Annotated in this window: 13 protein-coding genes and 1 pseudogene; 6 read left to right on the top strand and 8 right to left on the bottom strand. The window is 40.1% G+C overall.

The window, feature by feature from the left end:
* Positions 1-555: 555 nt before the first annotated feature.
* From DC53_RS16105 to DC53_RS21600, 7 genes are all read right to left on the bottom strand, one after another.
* Positions 556-3,888: a type I restriction endonuclease subunit R gene (locus DC53_RS16105; protein WP_033028700.1), complete on the bottom strand. Its 3,333-nt coding sequence runs from the start codon at positions 3,886-3,888 to the stop codon at positions 556-558.
* A gap of 59 nt (positions 3,889-3,947) precedes the next feature.
* Positions 3,948-5,687 (bottom strand): SWIM zinc finger family protein, encoded by a 1,740-nt coding sequence (locus tag DC53_RS16110; RefSeq protein WP_033028699.1) that lies wholly within the window; start codon positions 5,685-5,687, stop codon positions 3,948-3,950.
* 8 nt (positions 5,688-5,695) lie between these two features.
* Positions 5,696-5,854, bottom strand: coding sequence for a hypothetical protein (locus DC53_RS22120; protein ID WP_157847571.1), 159 nt, complete (start codon positions 5,852-5,854; stop codon positions 5,696-5,698).
* Between the two features lie 48 nt (positions 5,855-5,902).
* Positions 5,903-7,390, bottom strand: a complete 1,488-nt coding sequence (locus tag DC53_RS22115) for a restriction endonuclease subunit S (protein WP_050484120.1) — start codon at positions 7,388-7,390, stop codon at positions 5,903-5,905.
* A gap of 86 nt (positions 7,391-7,476) precedes the next feature.
* Positions 7,477-8,541: a PDDEXK nuclease domain-containing protein gene (locus DC53_RS16115; protein WP_033028698.1), complete on the bottom strand. Its 1,065-nt coding sequence runs from the start codon at positions 8,539-8,541 to the stop codon at positions 7,477-7,479.
* A complete protein-coding gene (locus DC53_RS16120) occupies positions 8,531-10,228 on the bottom strand; it encodes a type I restriction-modification system subunit M (protein WP_033028697.1) in 1,698 nt (565 codons plus the stop codon). Before DC53_RS16120 ends, DC53_RS16115 begins: the two co-directional genes overlap by 11 nt.
* A 197-nt stretch (positions 10,229-10,425) precedes the next feature.
* A complete protein-coding gene (locus DC53_RS21600; RefSeq protein ID WP_045984404.1) occupies positions 10,426-10,671 on the bottom strand; it encodes a YfhL family 4Fe-4S dicluster ferredoxin in 246 nt (81 codons plus the stop codon).
* Positions 10,672-10,911: 240 nt separating this feature from the next.
* Here DC53_RS21600 and DC53_RS16125 point away from each other — a divergent pair, with 240 nt between their 5' ends.
* Complete coding sequence (locus DC53_RS16125) at positions 10,912-11,175, top strand: helix-turn-helix domain-containing protein (RefSeq protein WP_033028696.1); 264 nt, start codon at positions 10,912-10,914, stop codon at positions 11,173-11,175.
* Positions 11,162-12,455: pseudogene (locus DC53_RS0120345) on the top strand (type II toxin-antitoxin system HipA family toxin). Before DC53_RS16125 ends, DC53_RS0120345 begins: the two are co-directional and overlap by 14 nt.
* Positions 12,456-12,508: 53 nt before the next feature.
* On the opposite strand, the gene trhP reads toward DC53_RS0120345, so the two are convergent.
* Positions 12,509-13,906: a prephenate-dependent tRNA uridine(34) hydroxylase TrhP gene (trhP, locus tag DC53_RS16130; protein ID WP_033028695.1), complete on the bottom strand. Its 1,398-nt coding sequence runs from the start codon at positions 13,904-13,906 to the stop codon at positions 12,509-12,511.
* Positions 13,907-14,122: 216 nt separating this feature from the next.
* On the opposite strand from trhP, the gene ndk reads away from it, so the two are divergent.
* The 4 genes from ndk (at position 14,123) to DC53_RS16150 (ending at position 18,608) form a co-directional block, all read left to right on the top strand.
* Complete coding sequence (ndk, locus tag DC53_RS16135; RefSeq protein ID WP_007377442.1) at positions 14,123-14,554, top strand: nucleoside-diphosphate kinase; 432 nt, start codon at positions 14,123-14,125, stop codon at positions 14,552-14,554.
* 168 nt (positions 14,555-14,722) lie between these two features.
* Positions 14,723-15,853, top strand: coding sequence for a dual-specificity RNA methyltransferase RlmN (rlmN, locus tag DC53_RS16140; RefSeq protein WP_007377441.1), 1,131 nt, complete (start codon positions 14,723-14,725; stop codon positions 15,851-15,853).
* A gap of 116 nt (positions 15,854-15,969) precedes the next feature.
* Positions 15,970-17,763 carry a type IV pilus biogenesis/stability protein PilW gene (pilW, locus tag DC53_RS16145; protein WP_033028694.1) on the top strand — a complete coding sequence of 598 codons (1,794 nt, stop codon included), beginning with the start codon at positions 15,970-15,972 and terminating at the stop codon, positions 17,761-17,763.
* Positions 17,760-18,608 carry a RodZ domain-containing protein gene (locus tag DC53_RS16150; protein WP_033028693.1) on the top strand — a complete coding sequence of 283 codons (849 nt, stop codon included), beginning with the start codon at positions 17,760-17,762 and terminating at the stop codon, positions 18,606-18,608. The genes pilW and DC53_RS16150 overlap by 4 nt, the downstream gene beginning before the upstream one ends.

Below are 18,608 nucleotides of genomic sequence, written 5' to 3'. Positions count from 1 at the left end.
CACCCTTTATTTTTCGAGTCAATACTTTGTTTTAAACTTTCTTTTAGAAGATTTAAACCGAAGTTTTATTTAACTCTCTGAGTAGTTCGTGCCTTGCTATGCGTTGGCCTTTCCCGTCTCAGTGGGGTCGCATTATAGGGAGATCCGAGCGGGGGTCAATGTTTTATTTCAGCTTTTTGACAATTAAATGAATTTAGTATGAAAGCTATACAAATAAAGGGCTGCATCGCCTTTTTTGCCCATTAAACAACCAATTTTTACACAAATCCCAGGGGAACTTAAAAACACCTCTATAAATAACACTGCAGAGCTATGTTAACTGTGTGGTTATCACTACTGCATTAAATAAGTGTTTTACTATAGCGCCACTAAAATAGCGCAATAACAAAGCTGACATTATAATGTATTGATCATTGAGTTTAAGCTAATTAAGTAGCTTAAACTGTATCTATGAAATTCAATTGAATTTTCTTTTCACAAGTTTACTGAACAGATACCCACTTTTAAACACTACCAATTATTCGCTTAGCTATTGAACATCGTGCGCTTTATATTTTACTTCTCTTTATTCGCTTTTACATTTTGTGCTTGTTCAAAAATTTCTTTGTACACTTCGTCGTGGCTTATTGGTGGGTACTTAAATTTAGCCAGTATTAAAATAAGCTCTACTCTTAGGGATGATTTAATATCTTCGCGGTGGTTCCAATCAACAAATTTAACTTTGTCGTCCACTATTACTTTTACCGCTTGGGCGAGCTCAATCAACTTATCTTCGGGGTAATCAAAGTCGTATTTAACCGCGAGCATTTTTAATGCGTCGTAAAAGCCTTTTTCTTCAATATCAATACCTAGCTCGTCGCCGGCGTTCATTTCGTCGCGTACGCTGTAAATCATATTAACCATAGTGTCTGAAAACTCATCGAGTACGTTACTTACCAATATGTCATCATCTTTTCGCTCGTTATAGCGCTGTACCAGCGATTCAAAGCGTTTAGTAAAGTCGATACCTTGGGTTTGGTTTACTTTTTTAAGCTCGCCTATGGCTTTAGCTAACATTTGTTGCAGTATTTTAATTTTGGTATTAGGGAGTTTTATTTTTTCTATTTTAGCGATGTAGTCGTCATTAAAAATATCAATTTCGCCACCGTCTTCATTACCGAGTTTAAATACCTCTTCTACGCCGTCGCTTTGTAGGGCCTCGGCTATCATTTTGCGTACTTTGGCGTTCATTTGCGCGGTGTCGGGCGCTTCGCCTTTGGTTAGCTTGTAAATAATAGAGCGAATAGCGAGGTAAAAGTGAATGTGGTTACGCTCGTTTTCGTTAATTTTTTCACTACCACAACATATATCGTAAGCGGCTTTTAAACGCTTAACTAGATCCATAAAGCGTTTTCGGCGCTTTTCGGTAATTAGCGCAAACTCGGCGGCGTGGTTTAAGCTATTTAGCTGCGTAACTGCTTCACCTGTAAAGTAAGGGCTGCTGTCAAATTTATGAAATAACTCGGCAAGTAATGCTAGGTGGTTTTTTACTTCAATAACCGAGGCGGTAATGTCTTCAAAGTTGGTTTCGTCTGTTTTTGAATACTGCGCTAACGCTTTATTCATTTCAGATTTAATACCAATGTAATCGACTACCAAGCCTTTATTTTTACCTTCAAACTGGCGATTAACCCGCGAAATAGTCTGTATTAAGCTGTGCTTTTGCAGTGGCTTGTCTATGTACATGGTGTCTAAAAATGGCACGTCAAAACCGGTTAGCCACATATCTACCACTATGGCTATTTTAAAGTTCGAATGTTTGTTTTTAAATTGCTTATCAAGCTCTTTACGCTCGTCTTTACTGCCAAGTAAATTATATAAGCGTGCGACGTCGTCTTTGCCACGGGTCATCACCATTTTTACTTTTTCAGAAGGGGCTGCAATACGGCCTTCGCTAATAGCGCGCTTTCGCTCGTTATCCGATAAGTTTTGCGCGTTGTCCTGCTCGTTTAAAGAGTCTACTACATCAAACCAATCTGGGCGTAATTCTTCTAATTCTTGATACAACTGATAAGCAATACCGCGTGAGCTACACACAAACATTGCCTTGCCGGCAACCGTTGAGCATTCTTCAACACGTTTTTCGTAGTGCTGCACAAAATCTTTTGCTAACACTTTAATACGATCAGGGTCGCCTAAAATGCTATTCATGTTCGCAGTGGCTTTTTTACTGTCTTCTATTTGCAGCTCGTTACTGCCTGCATCAGCGCATTCTTTGTAGTAGGCCTCTATTTCTGCCAGCTTGCTGTTGTTTAAACACACCTTGGCGGCGCGCCCTTCGTAAACAATGCGTACGGTTATTTCATCTTTGACTGACTCAGTTATAGTGTACGAGTCAACTATTTCACCAAACACATCCAGTGTGGCGTCTACTGGTGTGCCAGTAAAACCAACATAAGTGGCGTTTGGCAATGAGTCATGCAGGTATTTTGCAAAGCCAAAGGTCTTTCTCACGCCTTTGTCGGTAATAGTAATTTTTTGATCGAGATTAACTTGGCTACGATGCGCCTCATCTGAAATACAAATAACATTAGTGCGATCGGTTAAGAGCTGAGTGTCTTCGGTGAACTTATGAATGGTAGTTAAAAATACACCACCACTGTTCCGCCCAGCTAGTAAATCACGTAAGTGAGTACGGCTGGTGACTGTTTTTACCGTGTCGTCGCCAATGTAGGTTTTTGCATTACCAAACTGCTGCGAGAGTTGATCGTCTAAATCGGTTCGGTCGGTAATTAAAATAATGGTCGGGCTTTTAAGTTCAACGCTTTTCATTAACAAGCGTGTTAAAAATTGCATGGTGTAACTTTTACCGCAACCGGTTGCGCCAAAGTACGTACCGCCTTTACCATCGCCTTGTGGCTTTAAATGCAGCTTTATATTTTCGAACAACTTATTAGCCGCATAATATTGCGGGTAACGGGGCACAATTTTTATCTCTTTTTTGCCCGCACTTTTATTATCAGAATCAGGGAAGAATACAAAGTTGCGCATTACATCGCGCAAGCGCGCTTTATCAAACAAGCCCTGCAATAAGGTATGTAACGAGTTAATACCCTCTTGCGCGGTTAGCTCTTGCCCCGTTACTTTTCCCCACGAGTAAAAAAACTGATACAGCGCAAATAAGTTACCCATTTTATTGTTTACGCCATCGCTTATAACGCACAAGGTATTAAACACAAATAACTGCGGGATAGCGCGTCTGTAGCGCACAGTTAACTGCTCATACGCTTCAAAAATAGGGGCTTGTTCGCGTATCGCGCTTTTAAATTCAAACACCACCAGCGGCAAACCATTTATGTATAAAATGCCATCGGGAATGCGCAGTTCAACATTGTCGTAGCTTGTGGGGCTGTGTATTTCTAACTGGGTAACAAAGCGATAAATGTTATCGTCTTGCAGGTAAGTAACGCTTGCCTCACTTACATTATCGAAAGCAGCCATAGCACTGCCTGCTATTAGGCTACTTTTAATGCCTTGCTCAACGTTGTCGTAATCGAGTAATTGAATATATAAATCTTTTTGAGACTGGCTCCTCGCCGTATCACTACTTTGGCTACTTAGCGTGTCTCTTTTATGTAAAAACCCATCACTTAGCCAGTTACAAAAGGTTTTATTACTCTCGTATAAATCACTGGCTGGTAGCTTTTCAAGCTTTGCAATAATTGAGTCTACTTCACTCGTAGTAATATTATTTTTAGCGTAACGCTTAGTTAAAAAAGCACGGAGGTCTTCTTTTATCAGCACGTCACTATTATTGCGGCTAAGTTCACCGCCCAATAAATGCGGGTAGCCTTGCTCGCCTAATAGCTCAACTACCGCTTGTTCTAATTTGGCTTCAGTAAATTTCATCTATTTAGCACCGTCCGCTGGTTTATTCATGTTAGTTATTATTTTTTAAACATTTATTCTTAGCTACAATGCGGGAAGTATTCTCGCAACAACTTCATCATATTGCGTTTTTGCTTAAACTTCTTAGCCAATGTAGTAATCATTTCATATAATAGCGTGCAGTCGGCATTTTTGTCTTTTAAGCTTTTTTCTATTTTAATTAATAAATTAGTTGCTTCACGATAAGCGTCATTATTGGTTTGTCCAATTATGTTGCTAAGTGATTTGTGATACAAGTCAATCGACTCTTGTGGATATTGCGCCATAATTAAACCAGCCAACGTTATCAATTGACTCGACTTAACCTCATGTTTTGCAGCCCATGAACGTGCTTTTTCAATGTCATTTTGATCAATATAAAAATCCAGTAACTCGCACGGGTAATTAGAAAAACGATTAACCCTTTGGTTTGACTGAGTGTATTGCTGTGAAGGAGATAGCAATAGCTGCTCTACTTTTTGCGTAAACTGGGCATCAATGATGCCGGTTTTTAGTTGTAGCGTTTGTAAATCTTTAAAGCCATTAAAACTCGGGTTATCTACAAATAACTGCCACGCGATTGCCCATGCGGCTTTAAATTCTGACAATTCAAGGCGAAGTTCTATTTCATCGCGTTTACATGCAAGCACTTCATGTGGCTTACTTGCCCGTTGATACGCTTGCTTCAAATAGTACTCGGCATCTAACAGCTCATTACGGTCTTTGCAAAACGCACTTATTTTTAAATAATCCGACGAGTCATGGGCTGTTAGTTTAATTAAACGCAGTTGCGCTTGCCAATCATCCTGCCCTTGCGCTTGTTTTATTAATATCGACGTAAGGCGTGTAAGCGCGCTTTTTTGCCTCCAATCATCAAAGTCAACGCCCGCGTGTAGTCGCTTTTCTATTGCAGTTGTACACAGTGCTAAAAACAAGGTATTTACATTGGGTGTTATATCAAAGTCATGCGGTACACTCGGGAATACATCGTATTTGTAATCTTCAAAATGCTCAAAAATCCACTGCGCTTTTTGCTCATCAGACCAAGGCTGTTGATTAAAAAGCTCGCTCAGGTTTTGGTTAAGCTGCCCTTCTAAATCAAAGCGAAAGCCGCCGGAGTCATCAATTTCTTCAAGTACGGTGTTTAAGCGCACCAAGGCTTTAAAATTCAACTGCCATTGCTGAACAACGGGCAGTTTTTCTATCGCAGGAAATATCATTTCAAACAGTGAGTCAGCATTAGCAAAATAGCTACGTACTTCATTCCAGCCCCATACTGATTTTTTAGGCAAGGCTTTAGTGATAAGTTTGCTTAGCTCACCTGTACTCATGGCTTGCTTGTCGTTTGACATCATAAATACCCATTTATCGTATTCATGCTCTGACTCATCTAAAAAACCCATAATTATATCGGTAAGTTCATTAGCCGGTTTATCTAAAAACCACGCCATTAATGCCCCGCGTTCGTTGCCTTGTGTTGTAGCATCGGCGTTTGCGTTGGCTAATTCAGTAGCAGATAAACTGTTTACTTTGAGCGCCACGGCAATGGCATGTTTACATACCTCTTGATAATCGGCTGCGGGGCACGTACAACTTGCCACGCATTGTCCGCTTGCACTATTTTCTAAGGTGACTTTGTATTTATACTGCCCCGCCACGCTCGCCATTGCTTGATCACCCACAATAAGTAACTTACTGACATTATTTGATGCGTACAAACTATAACCCAAATCGTAAGTTTTGCTGGCCACGCGTTGCTCTATTTCATTTAAATCAAACATACTAATTCTTATTCACTCATTGTGTTAATTGGCAAAGCACGGAGGTCTTCTTTAATTAATACATCACTATTACTGCGGCTAAGCTCACCGCCCAATAAATGCGGGTAGCCTTGCTCGCCTAATAGCTCAACCACCGCTTGTTCTAATTTGGCTTCAGTAAATTTCATCAAACATCCTTATTCTTGTTATTTTGACCTTTAAACGCTTAGCTAAGTTTAATCTACTACTTCTTCATCAATGGCTACATTGGGTATTTGTAATTCGCCAGAGATGAGTTTGGGTAGCAAAGTATTTCGTAAACTTTCAAGTTGGTTGATATTTAATTTGTTGAAATCTATCTTGTTAAAATAATCCTCGATTACTCTGTCAAACTTATAAAGAACTTCTACTGAAGGAAAAAGTAGCTCTAAGCTATTAAGTACTTTAGTTGTCATGCTTGGTACAGCTGACCCTACATTCATTGCTGCAAAGTCTAAAGCTTTCAAGTGGTAAAACATAAACTTTGCAACCTTTGGTACTTTAGGGATCGTGTAAAACATAGTATCAACAGTCCAAAATGAGCCATTTATATGCATAATATTACTCAAAGTGCCTTTCCTAGGGATAAGTACAGACTCCCCATCATACAAAAAACTTTCTGCAGAACGCATAAGTCCGCCCGAGCCGTAAACAGGATACTTTCCATCATCTAATTTTTTGTGATCTTTACCATATTTAACTTCAAGTAAATCACTTAGATATTTTTGCTTCCAGCCTTTTGGTATCCAGCCTAGTTGTTCGCTGTGCTCGAACTCATTGGTGAAGTGGGCGTGGGTATTGGCGTGTTGCGCTAATATTTTAGGGTTGGCGTTAAAGTTTGGTTTAACGGGTGTTTCTGATACTTGCTCTGCTGCTTGTGTTTGCGCTTGTAACTCGTGAGCGAGCGCAATGAGTGAGGCTTTGCATTGGGCCACATTTTCTAAACTGTCCAGTGCCGCTAAGCGGCGCTGTGCTTTTTGTTTTAACTCGTCAGGCAGACTAGTTTCAAGGTTTTCTAACTTAAAATCAACGCTAGCAAGTAGGTTGTCGAACACCGGATCAAAATCAACAAACCAGCTTTTAAATAGCGCCTGCGCCATTTGCTCTAAGGTTTGGTTGGTTTGGCGGTTGAGTAATAACTTTAAATCATAATCAGATATAATCGACGCTATTGAGTTTTGAGTTTCAATATCTGGTAACTCAATTGGTAGCTTCATTTGCCCTGTAATACCTAAATATAGTCGTGTTGAACCTCCTCCTGCCCATTGTTCAAATAAGCTTTGAAACTGTACGGAATCAAAATAATATTTTAGATATTTCGGGTTTATTACACCTAAATTTTTAACCCGATAATAAGTTACTTGAGGTGTTAAAACTATAAAAGCAGTATCTATATTATCAACAATAGCTGTTCGGCCAATTGTTGCTTTATGAGATAAAAGTACATCTCCTTCCTTAGCAAAGCCTTTTCTTAGTCCTCTAGCTTGATCTTCACTGATAAATTTACAATTTCTAGTATCAATTTTCCCATTTTTCATATCTGAAGCCATTATAAATGGAATACCTTCAGCTACAAATTCAGAGCTTTTAGGATGGATACCACCATGATTTCCATCAAGTGGTTTTTCCAAGGCTCCCAAATTAACTAACTCTTCAACTGTATAAGTTTTTAAGCTACTCCCCATAACCCAACGCCTCCAAGTTTTTACGAATGGCTTTATTAAGCTCATCGCTTTGCTTCATTTGGCTATCAACAGCACCCACTATTTGTTTATTCATCATCTTGGCCTTTAACTTGCAGACTAAGCAATTGCGCTTGCACACGTTCGCGTTCTTTTTGGAGTTCTATGCGCAGCTCTTCTTCGCTGGGTAGGTGGGCTAAATATTTTGCGGCAAAGAGTTGTTTTTGGTCGCTCAGTACAGAGTATTTAACAACGGCTTCGCTTTTTTCACTGCATATAACTAAACCTATGGTGGGGTTGTCGTCGCTGCTGGTGTGTAGGTCATCGTACAAGCGAATGTAGGTGTCCATTTGGCCTATATCTTGGTGTTTGAGTTTGCCAATTTTTAAGTCGAGCAATAAAAAACACTTGAGTTTAAAATTGTAAAAAACGAGGTCTATATAAAAGTCTTCGTCATCAAAGCGAATGCGTTTTTGGCGCTCTACAAAAGCAAAGCCTTTACCAAGCTCTAATAAAAACTGTTGTAAGTTATTTATAATGCCTTGCTCTAGGTCGTTTTCTTGATAGCTTTTGTCTTGCAGGTTTAAAAAATCTAAAATGTAGGGATCGCGCAGGTAGTCTTTTGCGGACTCTGCCAATACTTGTGTGTTTTGTTGAGCTTCTTGCTCTACGGGTTGTTTTTCTTTGCTAGACAATAAGCGTTCGTAATATAGCGTACCAATTTGGCGCTCTAACGCGCGCGCCGACCAATTTTGTAAAATGGCTTCATCTCGATACCAGTTGCGCGCAGCTGAACTATCAACCCGTAATAGTACACGATAATGCGTCCAGCTTAATTCGAGACGCACTGCGTCTCGTTTTTCAAAGGCGAGATAAAAACGGCGCATATTACGCAGGTTGGTTATGTCAAATCCTCTGCCATAGTCTGTGCTGAGTTGCTGCGATAACCGTTTTAATGTTGCTTTGCCGTAGGCTGCGCGTGTTTCACCGCCTTGCTCATCTTCTACAATTAAGCGCCCTATTTGCCAATACGCTTGCAGCATGGCGGTATTTACGGTTTGTTTAACTTGCCCACGGGCTTGCTCAACAATGCGGCGAATATCAACTAATAAGTGCTCGTTTTGAGTCGATGGGTGTTCTTCACTATGAGTCATTACGTTTTTCTCCATCACGCTCTTCACCATAGCCTAAGGCCTGCAAGTTTTTACGAATGGCGTTATCAAGTTCATCTGCTTGATTCATTTGGCTATAAAGGGTTTGGCTAAGTTCGCTCATTTTGGTTTCAAACGGGATACCGTCGTCGATAATATCGGCCGCGCCGACATAGCGCCCAGGGGTCAATACGTAGTCGTTCGCTTTTATATCGCTAAGGGTGGCTGATTTACAGTAACCGGCGACATCTTTGTACGCTTGTTCTTGCTCTTTATCTGCGCTTTCTCGCTCGGTACTTGCTGTAGTTAGATCTTCGCCACGCCAAATATGGTAGGTTTGGGTAATTTTTGCTATGTCGTCGTTGGTGAGTTCTTTTAAGGTACGGTTAACCATAGAGCCCATTTCGCGGGCGTCTATAAATAGCGTTTCGCCTTGGCGGTCGCGGCGCTTTAGTAGGCCTTTTTCGTTATTACCGCGTTTGTCTTTACTTATAAACCATAAACACACCGGAATTTGCGTGGTGTAAAACAGCTGCCCTGGTAGGGCTATCATACAATCGACTAAATCGTTTTCGATTATTTTTTGGCGAATATCGCCCTCGCCACTGGTGTTTGAACTCATTGAGCCATTAGCCAATACAAAACCTGCGGTGCCATGCTCGCTAAGTTTTGAGATCATATGCATGATCCACGCATAGTTGGCATTACCAGTAGGCGGTGTTGGGTAACCCGCCCAGCGGGCATCGTCAACTAGCTCGTTATCGGCGCGCCACTGTTTTTGGTTAAACGGCGGGTTAGCCATTATGTAATCGGCTTTTAGGTCGGGGTGTTGGTCTTTAAAAAAGGTATCGCCTGCTACATCGCCTAAATTGCCCGAAATACCGCGCACGGCGAGGTTCATTTTAGCCAGTTTATAAGTGGTATTAGTGTACTCTTGCCCATAAATAGACACATTTTTTTGATTACCATTATGGCTATTAATAAACTTAAGCGATTGCACAAACATACCGCCCGAGCCACAACAGGGGTCGTAAATTTTACCTTCAAATGGTTCAATCATATCGGCGATAAGGGTAACGATTGATTTTGGGGTGTAGAACTCGCCCCCGCCTTTACCTTCAGATGCAGCAAATTTACCTAAAAAGTATTCGTACACACGGCCAACTAAGTCTTCTTCTGTTTTTTCGTTTTGGTTGGCGATGGTATCGATATTATTAATGGTATCGATAAGTGCTGAGAGCTTACTGGCATCAAGCCCTAAGCGTGAAAAGTAGTTATCGGGCAATGCGCCCGCGAGTGATTTATTGTTTTTTTCAACGCCGTGCAAGGCGGTATCTATTTTTACAGCGATATCGCCTTGCTTGGCGTTGGCTTGAATGTATGACCAGCGGGCGTCTTCTGGTAGGTAAAACACGTTATCCATTGCGTAAAAGTCGACCATGTCGATGTATTCATCGCCGTGCTCAGCAATAATGGCTTTTTGACGTACTTCAAACTTGTCACTGATAAATTTAAGAAAGATTAAGCTTAAAACAATGTGTTTATATTCGGCTGATTCAACACTGCCACGTAGTTTATTGGCGGCATCCCAAAGCGATTCTTCAAACCCGACTTGTGCTTGTTTTGTGGTTTTTTTAGCAACTTTTTTAGTAGCGGGCTTTGTGGCAGTTTTTTTAGGTGCGGTTTCCATAGCTATCTCAGACCAGAATATCAATACAAATTATTGAGTTATCATACCGTAAATAGCGCGAATTATTGAGACTTAATTAAAAATATATGAGGGGATATTTATTAGTCACAATACGCAATATACGAGCAGTTTGATTATTGCGACAGTGTCGCAACTTTCGCTTTGTAACCCATTACACATAAAAGCCAATTAACAAACTAACTCGTTAGCCTGACATATTTCTCAGCCAGTTCGTCTATATTTTCTCGATGATTAGGATCGGGCTTTATGCAGTCAATTGGGCATACGCTGACACAGGTTGGTTTGTCGTAATGGCCTACGCATTCAGTGCATTTTGCGGGGGCTATTTGGTAAATTTTAGCGCCCATGTAAATGGCTTCGTTAGGGCATTCTGGATCGCACATGTCGCAGTTAATACATTTGCTGTTAATTAGTAAAGCCATTCTCTAACCTCTAGTACTTCTAGCATAAATTTGCAGCCGTAAATTATGCATTTTATTCTGCGTTTTCTTGTTGATCTCAATCAATAAAAATTACATTGGGTAACTCGCATTCAATCATTAACTTTATAACTAAAAATGGACACTATAATATCCATTACGCTCATAAAAAAGCAATTTTGGACACAGTAATGCCCAATCAAGTTCGCGAGGTTCTGTTATTAATTATTAAGCGAAGGTGATGTGCAGCTGGCTTTTGCTGAGCACCTAAAAGAACGTCGCAAAAAAGCAAAAATGTCACGCGAGGCGTTAGCTAAAAAAAGCACAGTACCGGCTTCTACAATAAAAAAGTTTGAGGTTACAGGGCTTATTTCGTTTAGGCAGCTATTGCTTTTGTGGCAAACACTCGACGATTTAACTCGTTTATATGACTTAACACAAGCGCCAACTCAAGGCAAGAATGCGCCAACGCCTATTGTTCAGGAATTAAACAATGGCCTTTATTAAACCCATAGAAAAGCTAGAAGTAAAACGTACACTGTCAGACTCAACAGAGTTAATGGTGGGCGTACTTGCTCAAAATAGGCAAGGTGTTTACTTTCAGTTCGACCAAAGTTATTTAGACACATATGGTAATCTTTCGCCATTCTCACTCGCCTTCAATAGAGATGTTCAATTAGCACCCAAAAGCCCACATAATGGATTGCATGGGGTCTTTTCTGATTGTTTACCTGATGAGTGGGGGTTACTACTACAGGACCGTGTATTCAGAAAAAATAATATAATGCCTAACTTTGTGACCCAAATGGACCGCTATCTTTTGTTGGCCGTTTAGCTATGGGGGCATTATCGTTTACACCAGAAACTCATTATGATGGCACAAATGACGATGACGCTGGTCTTGCTACATTGGGTCAACAAGCCCAAGCAATATTTGACGGACAAACAGAAGAAGTACTTTCTGCGTTAGTGGCTGCTGGCAGCTCCGGCGGTGCACGCCCTAAAGCTCAAATTTATTTTCCTGACAATAATATACAAGAATGTAGAACAAAACCTAAAACAGGCGATGATGCTTGGTTAATCAAATTCACATCCAAAAACCTCGCTTTAGGACATGAGGAAGGGTTATGTGAAGCTGTGTATTTGGATTTAGCTGAACAAGCGGGATTAAACCCACCTCAACGATTACTGGTACCCGCCCCAGAAGGGACCGGTGCAAAGCAATGGCTTGCCTTAAAGCGATTCTATAGGTTTAAATTAACGGGTGATAAAATGGGCTGTAAACATATGCATAGTGCATGTGGCTTGCTAGATGCTGATTTTCGTACACTTACATTAGATTATGAGGATTTAATTAAAGCGAGCCGTGTTTTATGCAAATCACCTGCTGCGGGGCAATTACAATTTCGTCGGGCTATGTTTAATTTATTTAGCTGTAACCAAGACGACCACAGTAAAAAATGGGCTTTTTTACAAGAAGATTCTGGTGAGTGGGATTTAGCGCCTTTTTATGATGTCACTTTTAGTCCTCACCCTTTTAACGAGCATGCTACTTCGTTTGCTGGATTTGGAAAAAACCCGCCACTAAAAGCGATTCAAAAGCTGGCCTCTGCAGCAGGTTATGCAAACTGGAAACAAGTACAAGTTATAATATCTGAAATAGCAGAGATTATTTTAAACTTTAAATACACCGCTAAAACACTCGACGTAAATAAAAAACGATTAGCTTAATAGAGCAACAGCTTAATAATACGTACGCCATGAATAAGCATTTAACGGGTAGTTAAAATAGATTATGAAGTAACACCAAAATACCGATTTTTGGTGTTACTTATACCCCTTAAACTGCTTGTTTAAACGGATTGCGGGTATCTTGGTTTTCATCTAGGTTACGCATTAAAATAGCGTGCGCTAAGTTAACGCCCTCATCTAGCGGTATTTTTACAATGTGACCAGAGCCTTTAGCATCGCTAATACTTTCGCCTTTTTTGTTTTCCATGTATTCAAGCACAAAACTAATATTTCCCTTTGGCGTCATTAGCTCTAAAGAGTGGCCTGTGCAAAATTTATTTTTAACGTCTATTTCAACTAATCCATTTTCGCAGCGCCCAAGTACTTCACCCACAAATTGCTGCTTAGTTGATACAGAGTGACCATACTCGTAATTTTGATATTCTTGATGGGCATGGCGTTTTAAAAAGCCTTCGGTATAGCCACGATGTGCTAAGTTTTCAAGCGTCTTAAATAATTTAGTATCGAATGGTTTACCTGAAGCTGCATCGTCTATTGCTTTGCGATAAACTTGTGCTGTGCGCGCCACATAATAAAATGACTTAGTACGCCCTTCTATTTTTAAACTATGTACACCCATTTTTGTGAGCTGCTCTACATATTGTACAGCGCGTAAATCTTTGGAATTCATAATATACGTGCCGTGTTCATCCTCAAACGCAGGCATGTATTCGCCAGGGCGGCCTTGCTCCTCTAACATAAATACATCGTTACTCGGCGCGCCTTCACCTAATGTAGGAATAACCTGTTTGGGATCAAACTTATGCACCATTTCACCGATTTCATTTTCAACACCTAGCTTAACATCATAATCCCATCGACATGCATTAGTACATGTACCTTGGTTTGGGTCGCGTTTATTAATGTAACCGGAGAGCAAACAACGCCCTGAATACGCCATACACAGTGCGCCATGCACAAATACTTCAAGTTCTGTGTTTGGGCAGAGTGTGCGTATCTCACTAATTTCTTCGAGTGATAGTTCTCGCGATAGAATAACTCTTTCAATTCCCTGCTTTGCCCAAAACTGCACACTTGCAAAGTTTACGGCGTTAGCCTGTACCGATAAGTGAATAGGCATGGCTGGCCATTTTTCACGAACAAGCATAATTAAACCAGGGTCTGACATAATCAGCGCATCAGGCCCCATAGCAATAACAGGTTCAATGTCACGTAAATACGATTTTACTTTCGCGTTATGCGGCGCAATATTAGACACCACATAAAACTTTTTATTTTGCGCATGCGCTTCACTAATACCAATTTGCAGGGTCTCTAGGTCAAACTCATTATTACGCACACGCAAACTATAACGAGGCTGCCCCGCATAAACCGCATCTGCGCCATAAGCAAACGCGTAGCGCATATTTTTTAAGCTCCCTGCAGGGCATAACAGTTCAGGTACAAAAGAAGTTAAAGAAGAAGTTAAAGAAGAAACAGTTGGCATGTGCGCTCCATACATCGAACCGAGTATAAGTCGGTTGCATGATTAATTAATTTACGAGCGCGGCATTATAAATCCGCCAAGCATTGTGCTTTTGATCAAGATCACAAAACTGCAATCAAACTGGTTTTTAATAAAATTAGGATTTTTCACTTAAAACGCGTATAATTCGCGCCCGTTAATATTCACACTTTTACTTAAAATTATTGGAGCATAAAGATGGCTTTAGAGCGTACTTTCTCAATCGTAAAACCTGATGCAGTTGCTAAAAACCACATTGGCGCTATCTACAACCGTTTCGAATCTGCTGGCCTTAAAATCGTTGCAGCTAAAATGGTTCACCTTTCACAAGAGAAAGCTGAAGGTTTCTACGCAGAACATAGCGAACGTCCTTTCTTCGGTGCTTTAGTATCTTTCATGACATCTGGTCCAGTAATGGTTACCGTTCTTGAAGGCGAAAACGCTGTTCTTAAAAACCGTGAAATCATGGGTGCTACTAACCCTGCTGAAGCACTAGCTGGTACTTTACGTGCAGACTACGCTGATAGCATCGACGAAAATGCTGTTCACGGTTCTGATGCTGTTGAATCTGCTGCTCGCGAAATCGCGTACTTCTTCGCTGACGAAGAGCTTTGTTCACGTACTCGTTAATTCGAATTCGTTAACATATTGAAAAGGGCTTTCGGGCCCTTTTTTAGTCATTACGTAAAGTATTAATCAGTAAACTAATAATGTTTTACTTAATGATTAAAGTGAGTGAATTGTGTACAATTCGTCCTCGTAAATTTTATCTCCACCGTCACCGATTGAGGTTGTTTCATGACCGAGCAAAAAAAGATTAACTTATTAGATTTAAACCGAGATGCAATGCGCGAGCTATTTGCATCGTTCGGTGAAAAACCGTTTCGTAGTGACCAGGTGATGAAATGGATTTATCATTTTGGCGTAGATAACTTCGACGAAATGACCAACGTAAATAAAAAGCTTAAAGAAAAGCTTAAAGCTGAGTGCGAAATTGTTGCACCAGAAATCACCGTTCGCCAACAAGCAAGCGACGGTACTATTAAGTACGCACTTATTCTTGAAGGCGGCCAAGAAGTAGAAGCTGTTTGGATCCCTGAAAAAGAACGCGCTACTTTATGTGTATCATCACAGGTGGGTTGTGCGCTTGAATGTACTTTTTGTTCTACTGCGCAACAAGGCTTTAACCGTAACTTAAAAGTATCTGAAATCATTGGCCAAGTTTGGCGTGTAGCTAAAGATATTGGCCTTGATGGTCATAGCGAAAAGCGCCCTGTAACTAACGTTGTAATGATGGGTATGGGCGAGCCTTTACTTAATCTTAAAAACGTAGTGCCAGCAATGGAACTAATGATGGACGATTGGGGCTTTGGTTTATCTAAGCGCCGCGTAACATTAAGTACGTCAGGCGTTGTACCTGCACTTGATTTACTAAAAGAGAAAATTGACGTAGCACTGGCTATTTCATTGCATGCACCAGATAACGCACTGCGTGACATTTTAGTGCCCGTTAATAAAAAGTACCCAATTGAAGAATTTTTAGCCGCGTGTCGTCGTTATATCGACGGCTCTAAAGCTAATAAAGACGTAACCGTTGAATACGTTATGCTTAACGGTATTAACGACAGCACCGATCAGGCGCATGCACTCGTGCAAACGTTAAAAGGCACACCATCTAAAGTAAACCTTATTCCGTTTAACCCGTTCCCAGGTAATGAGTACACTCGCTCAAGTAACAGCCGTATTGATCGCTTTTCAAAGGTATTACAAGCAGCTGGCGTTACCTGTATTGTTCGTCGTACTCGAGGGGACGATATTGATGCAGCTTGTGGACAACTAGTGGGTGATGTAGTGGATCGTACTAAGCGCTTAGCTAAAAAGAAAATGCGTGATGATAATGCGATTAGTGTAAACATTCATCAAGCATAACTTTTAGTAAAATACTTAAAGCCTTTATATTAATTCGTTTATTTTTAAATATATGATGCAACATAAAGGCTTTTAGGTAAGATAGAAGATATGGATTAAAATACAGAGATAAGGTAATGCGATCTTTACTTGCTTTAACTATATCGGCACTCGCTCTAAGCGGGTGTGTAACCGAAAATAGTTATAACGGCAGTGACAAACCCGTCGTCGAAAATAAAATTAATAATATAGGCGCAGCGCGAACGCGTATTGCTCTAGCATTACAATACCTAAATACAGGCAATAATTCTCAGGCTAAATATAATTTAGAGCGTGCAGCCGAATTTGCACCAAATTTACCAGAGGTTCATTACTCTCTAGCTTATTACTATCAACAAGTTGGTGAAAATACACTGGCCGATAAAGCCTACCAAAAAGCACTCGCCATAAAACCAGACGATCCAAATACTTTAAATAACTACGGTGTATTTTTATGTGGCATAAATGAATACGACCGAGCCACTGATCAATTTTTAAAAGCAATAGAAATCCCTAGCTACATTCGTGTTGCAGAAAGCTACGAAAATTTAGCTTTATGTGCCATTGAGTTTAACGATTTTGATAATGCTGAAAGTTATTTTAAACAAGCCATGAACCACAGCTCGCAAAGAACGTCTACTTTAATCAGTTTAGCTGCACTGTTTTATGCTAAGAGTGATTTACACAAAGCAAATGAGCTTTTAAAGCGTTATGACGATACAGGCAAAGTTTCATCTCGGGCTTTAATGCTTAACTATTTAATAAAAAATCGAATGGGTAAAATAGAAGATGCAGAAAAAATTGCGACCACTATTTCACAGACCTACCCAACGAGTAATGAAGCATACGTAATTCGAGAGCAAAAAGTACGGTTAAGCGAATTTGAAATTTTAAGAGAAAAATACCGAAAAGCTAAACTTGATGAATTACAAGAAACAAGTAATGGTGGACAAATTAGTGTTAAACCAAAAATAAAAATCACCCGGAAAAAACACATTGCTAGAGATAATTCAACAAGCTTAGTTACCAACGATAACAAACGCATAAGTTTAGCACCCCAAACTCAAATGGATAATGCAAGTTCAGTTATTGCAAGTACTGTTAATCCAATTAATAAAGGAAATACTTATACAAGCGCGCCCCCATCATCTATTTCAGAAAAAGAAACGACACCAACAGTAACTAGTTCAAGTACTAAAACCGATACATCGGCTATCATGCTTGCTTTAACAACTGGTCATAGTTCAGCTAATACGATGCAAAAAACGGTCGCCGCTCCACAAGTACCTAAATCACAAAAACAAGCCGAAAAAACATTAACTAAACCAAATGACAGTATTAAAATAATTTCTTTTGGCGCCCCTAAAGATGCAAACTTTAATTCGCAGCAAACTCCCCCTGTAATAAAGGCTCCTATAGAACAGAATGATTCTGATGTTGTTTTTTACACTGCAACGAAAGATACTAACGTGTTTGCTGAAAGTAGCCGCCAAAATAATAATGACATACAGTTTAAGAGTTATGAGGCAAGTGAACACATTGAACCACCAATGCTTAACCCTAAAGTACCAACTTTAAGCATCCCATTTCATGTAATTCAATTCGGTGAAAACCTATTTAGCATTTCGGTGCGATACAATGTTAAACTACAAAAACTTCTACAATGGAATGGTTTAAAAGAGTCGGATCGGGTAATGAATGGAAGTAAAATTTACCTAAACGATCCTAATGTTTATTACGAAATTAAAGCTGGCGACACCCTTTACGAAATAGCTACCCAGCGGCGTGTATTAATTGATCAATTAATGCGATGGAATAAATTAAGTCCTGACATAGCACTTACGCCAGGGCATAGACTTTTACTAGTGGATCCAGACTCATACACATTATGAATGAAGACAATACGCAAACACAGAGCGAACAACCAACGGTTGGTCAAATACTAAAAGCACATCGTGAGCAAGCGAATGTGAGCATTGCAGCAATTGCTAAGCCGTTAAAACTATCTGAACTACAAATAAAGCGTCTTGAAAACGATGAATTTCAATTACTCGGTCCTATTACGTTTGTAAAAGGTTATATTAAAAACTATTGCCGAGAATTAAAAGTTGATTGCACGCCTATTCTAGCTATGATGCCAGCCCCACCTGAGCCGGCTAAACCCGCGAACATGCAAAGCTTTTCACGCCGAACGGAAAAAGAAGCCAATGACAGCCGATTAATGTTCGTGAGTTATATTATTTTAGCGATCGTCATTGGTTCGTCTGCACTTTGGTTTTGGCAAAATGCCACGCCAATTGAAGAACAAACAAGTAATATTAATGTTGAGAACTCAATTATGAGTGAGCGACAAGCAGCACAATCTCCTTTTTTTGAACAAGAACAACAAGCAGATACTAATAAAACGGTACAATCGCAAAGCGAAACATTAAATGATTCAGTAGAACAACCCGTAGAAACAGTAACTACTGACCTGGATAAAACACCAGGTATAAGTACAATCGTGATGAACTTTAACGATGAAAGCTGGGTTGAAGTTTATGACGGTGAGGGTGAAAAAGTCGCTTTTGGTGTTAAAAAAGCAGGCTACCAGATGACGGTTAGCGGTACTCCTCCTTTTTCTGTTGTACTAGGTAAGCATGACGTTGTAAGTATTACCTTGGATGGTGAGCCTATCGACATTTCGGCTTTTCCTAAAAATCGTTTAGCTAAATTTAAATTACCACTAGCAGAGTAG

The organism is Pseudoalteromonas fuliginea (assembly GCF_000690055.1).
GTDB classification, from domain to species: domain Bacteria; phylum Pseudomonadota; class Gammaproteobacteria; order Enterobacterales; family Alteromonadaceae; genus Pseudoalteromonas; species Pseudoalteromonas fuliginea.
The sequence above is the reverse complement of the archived record's forward strand: the minus strand, read 5'-3'. Positions and strand labels throughout refer to the sequence as shown.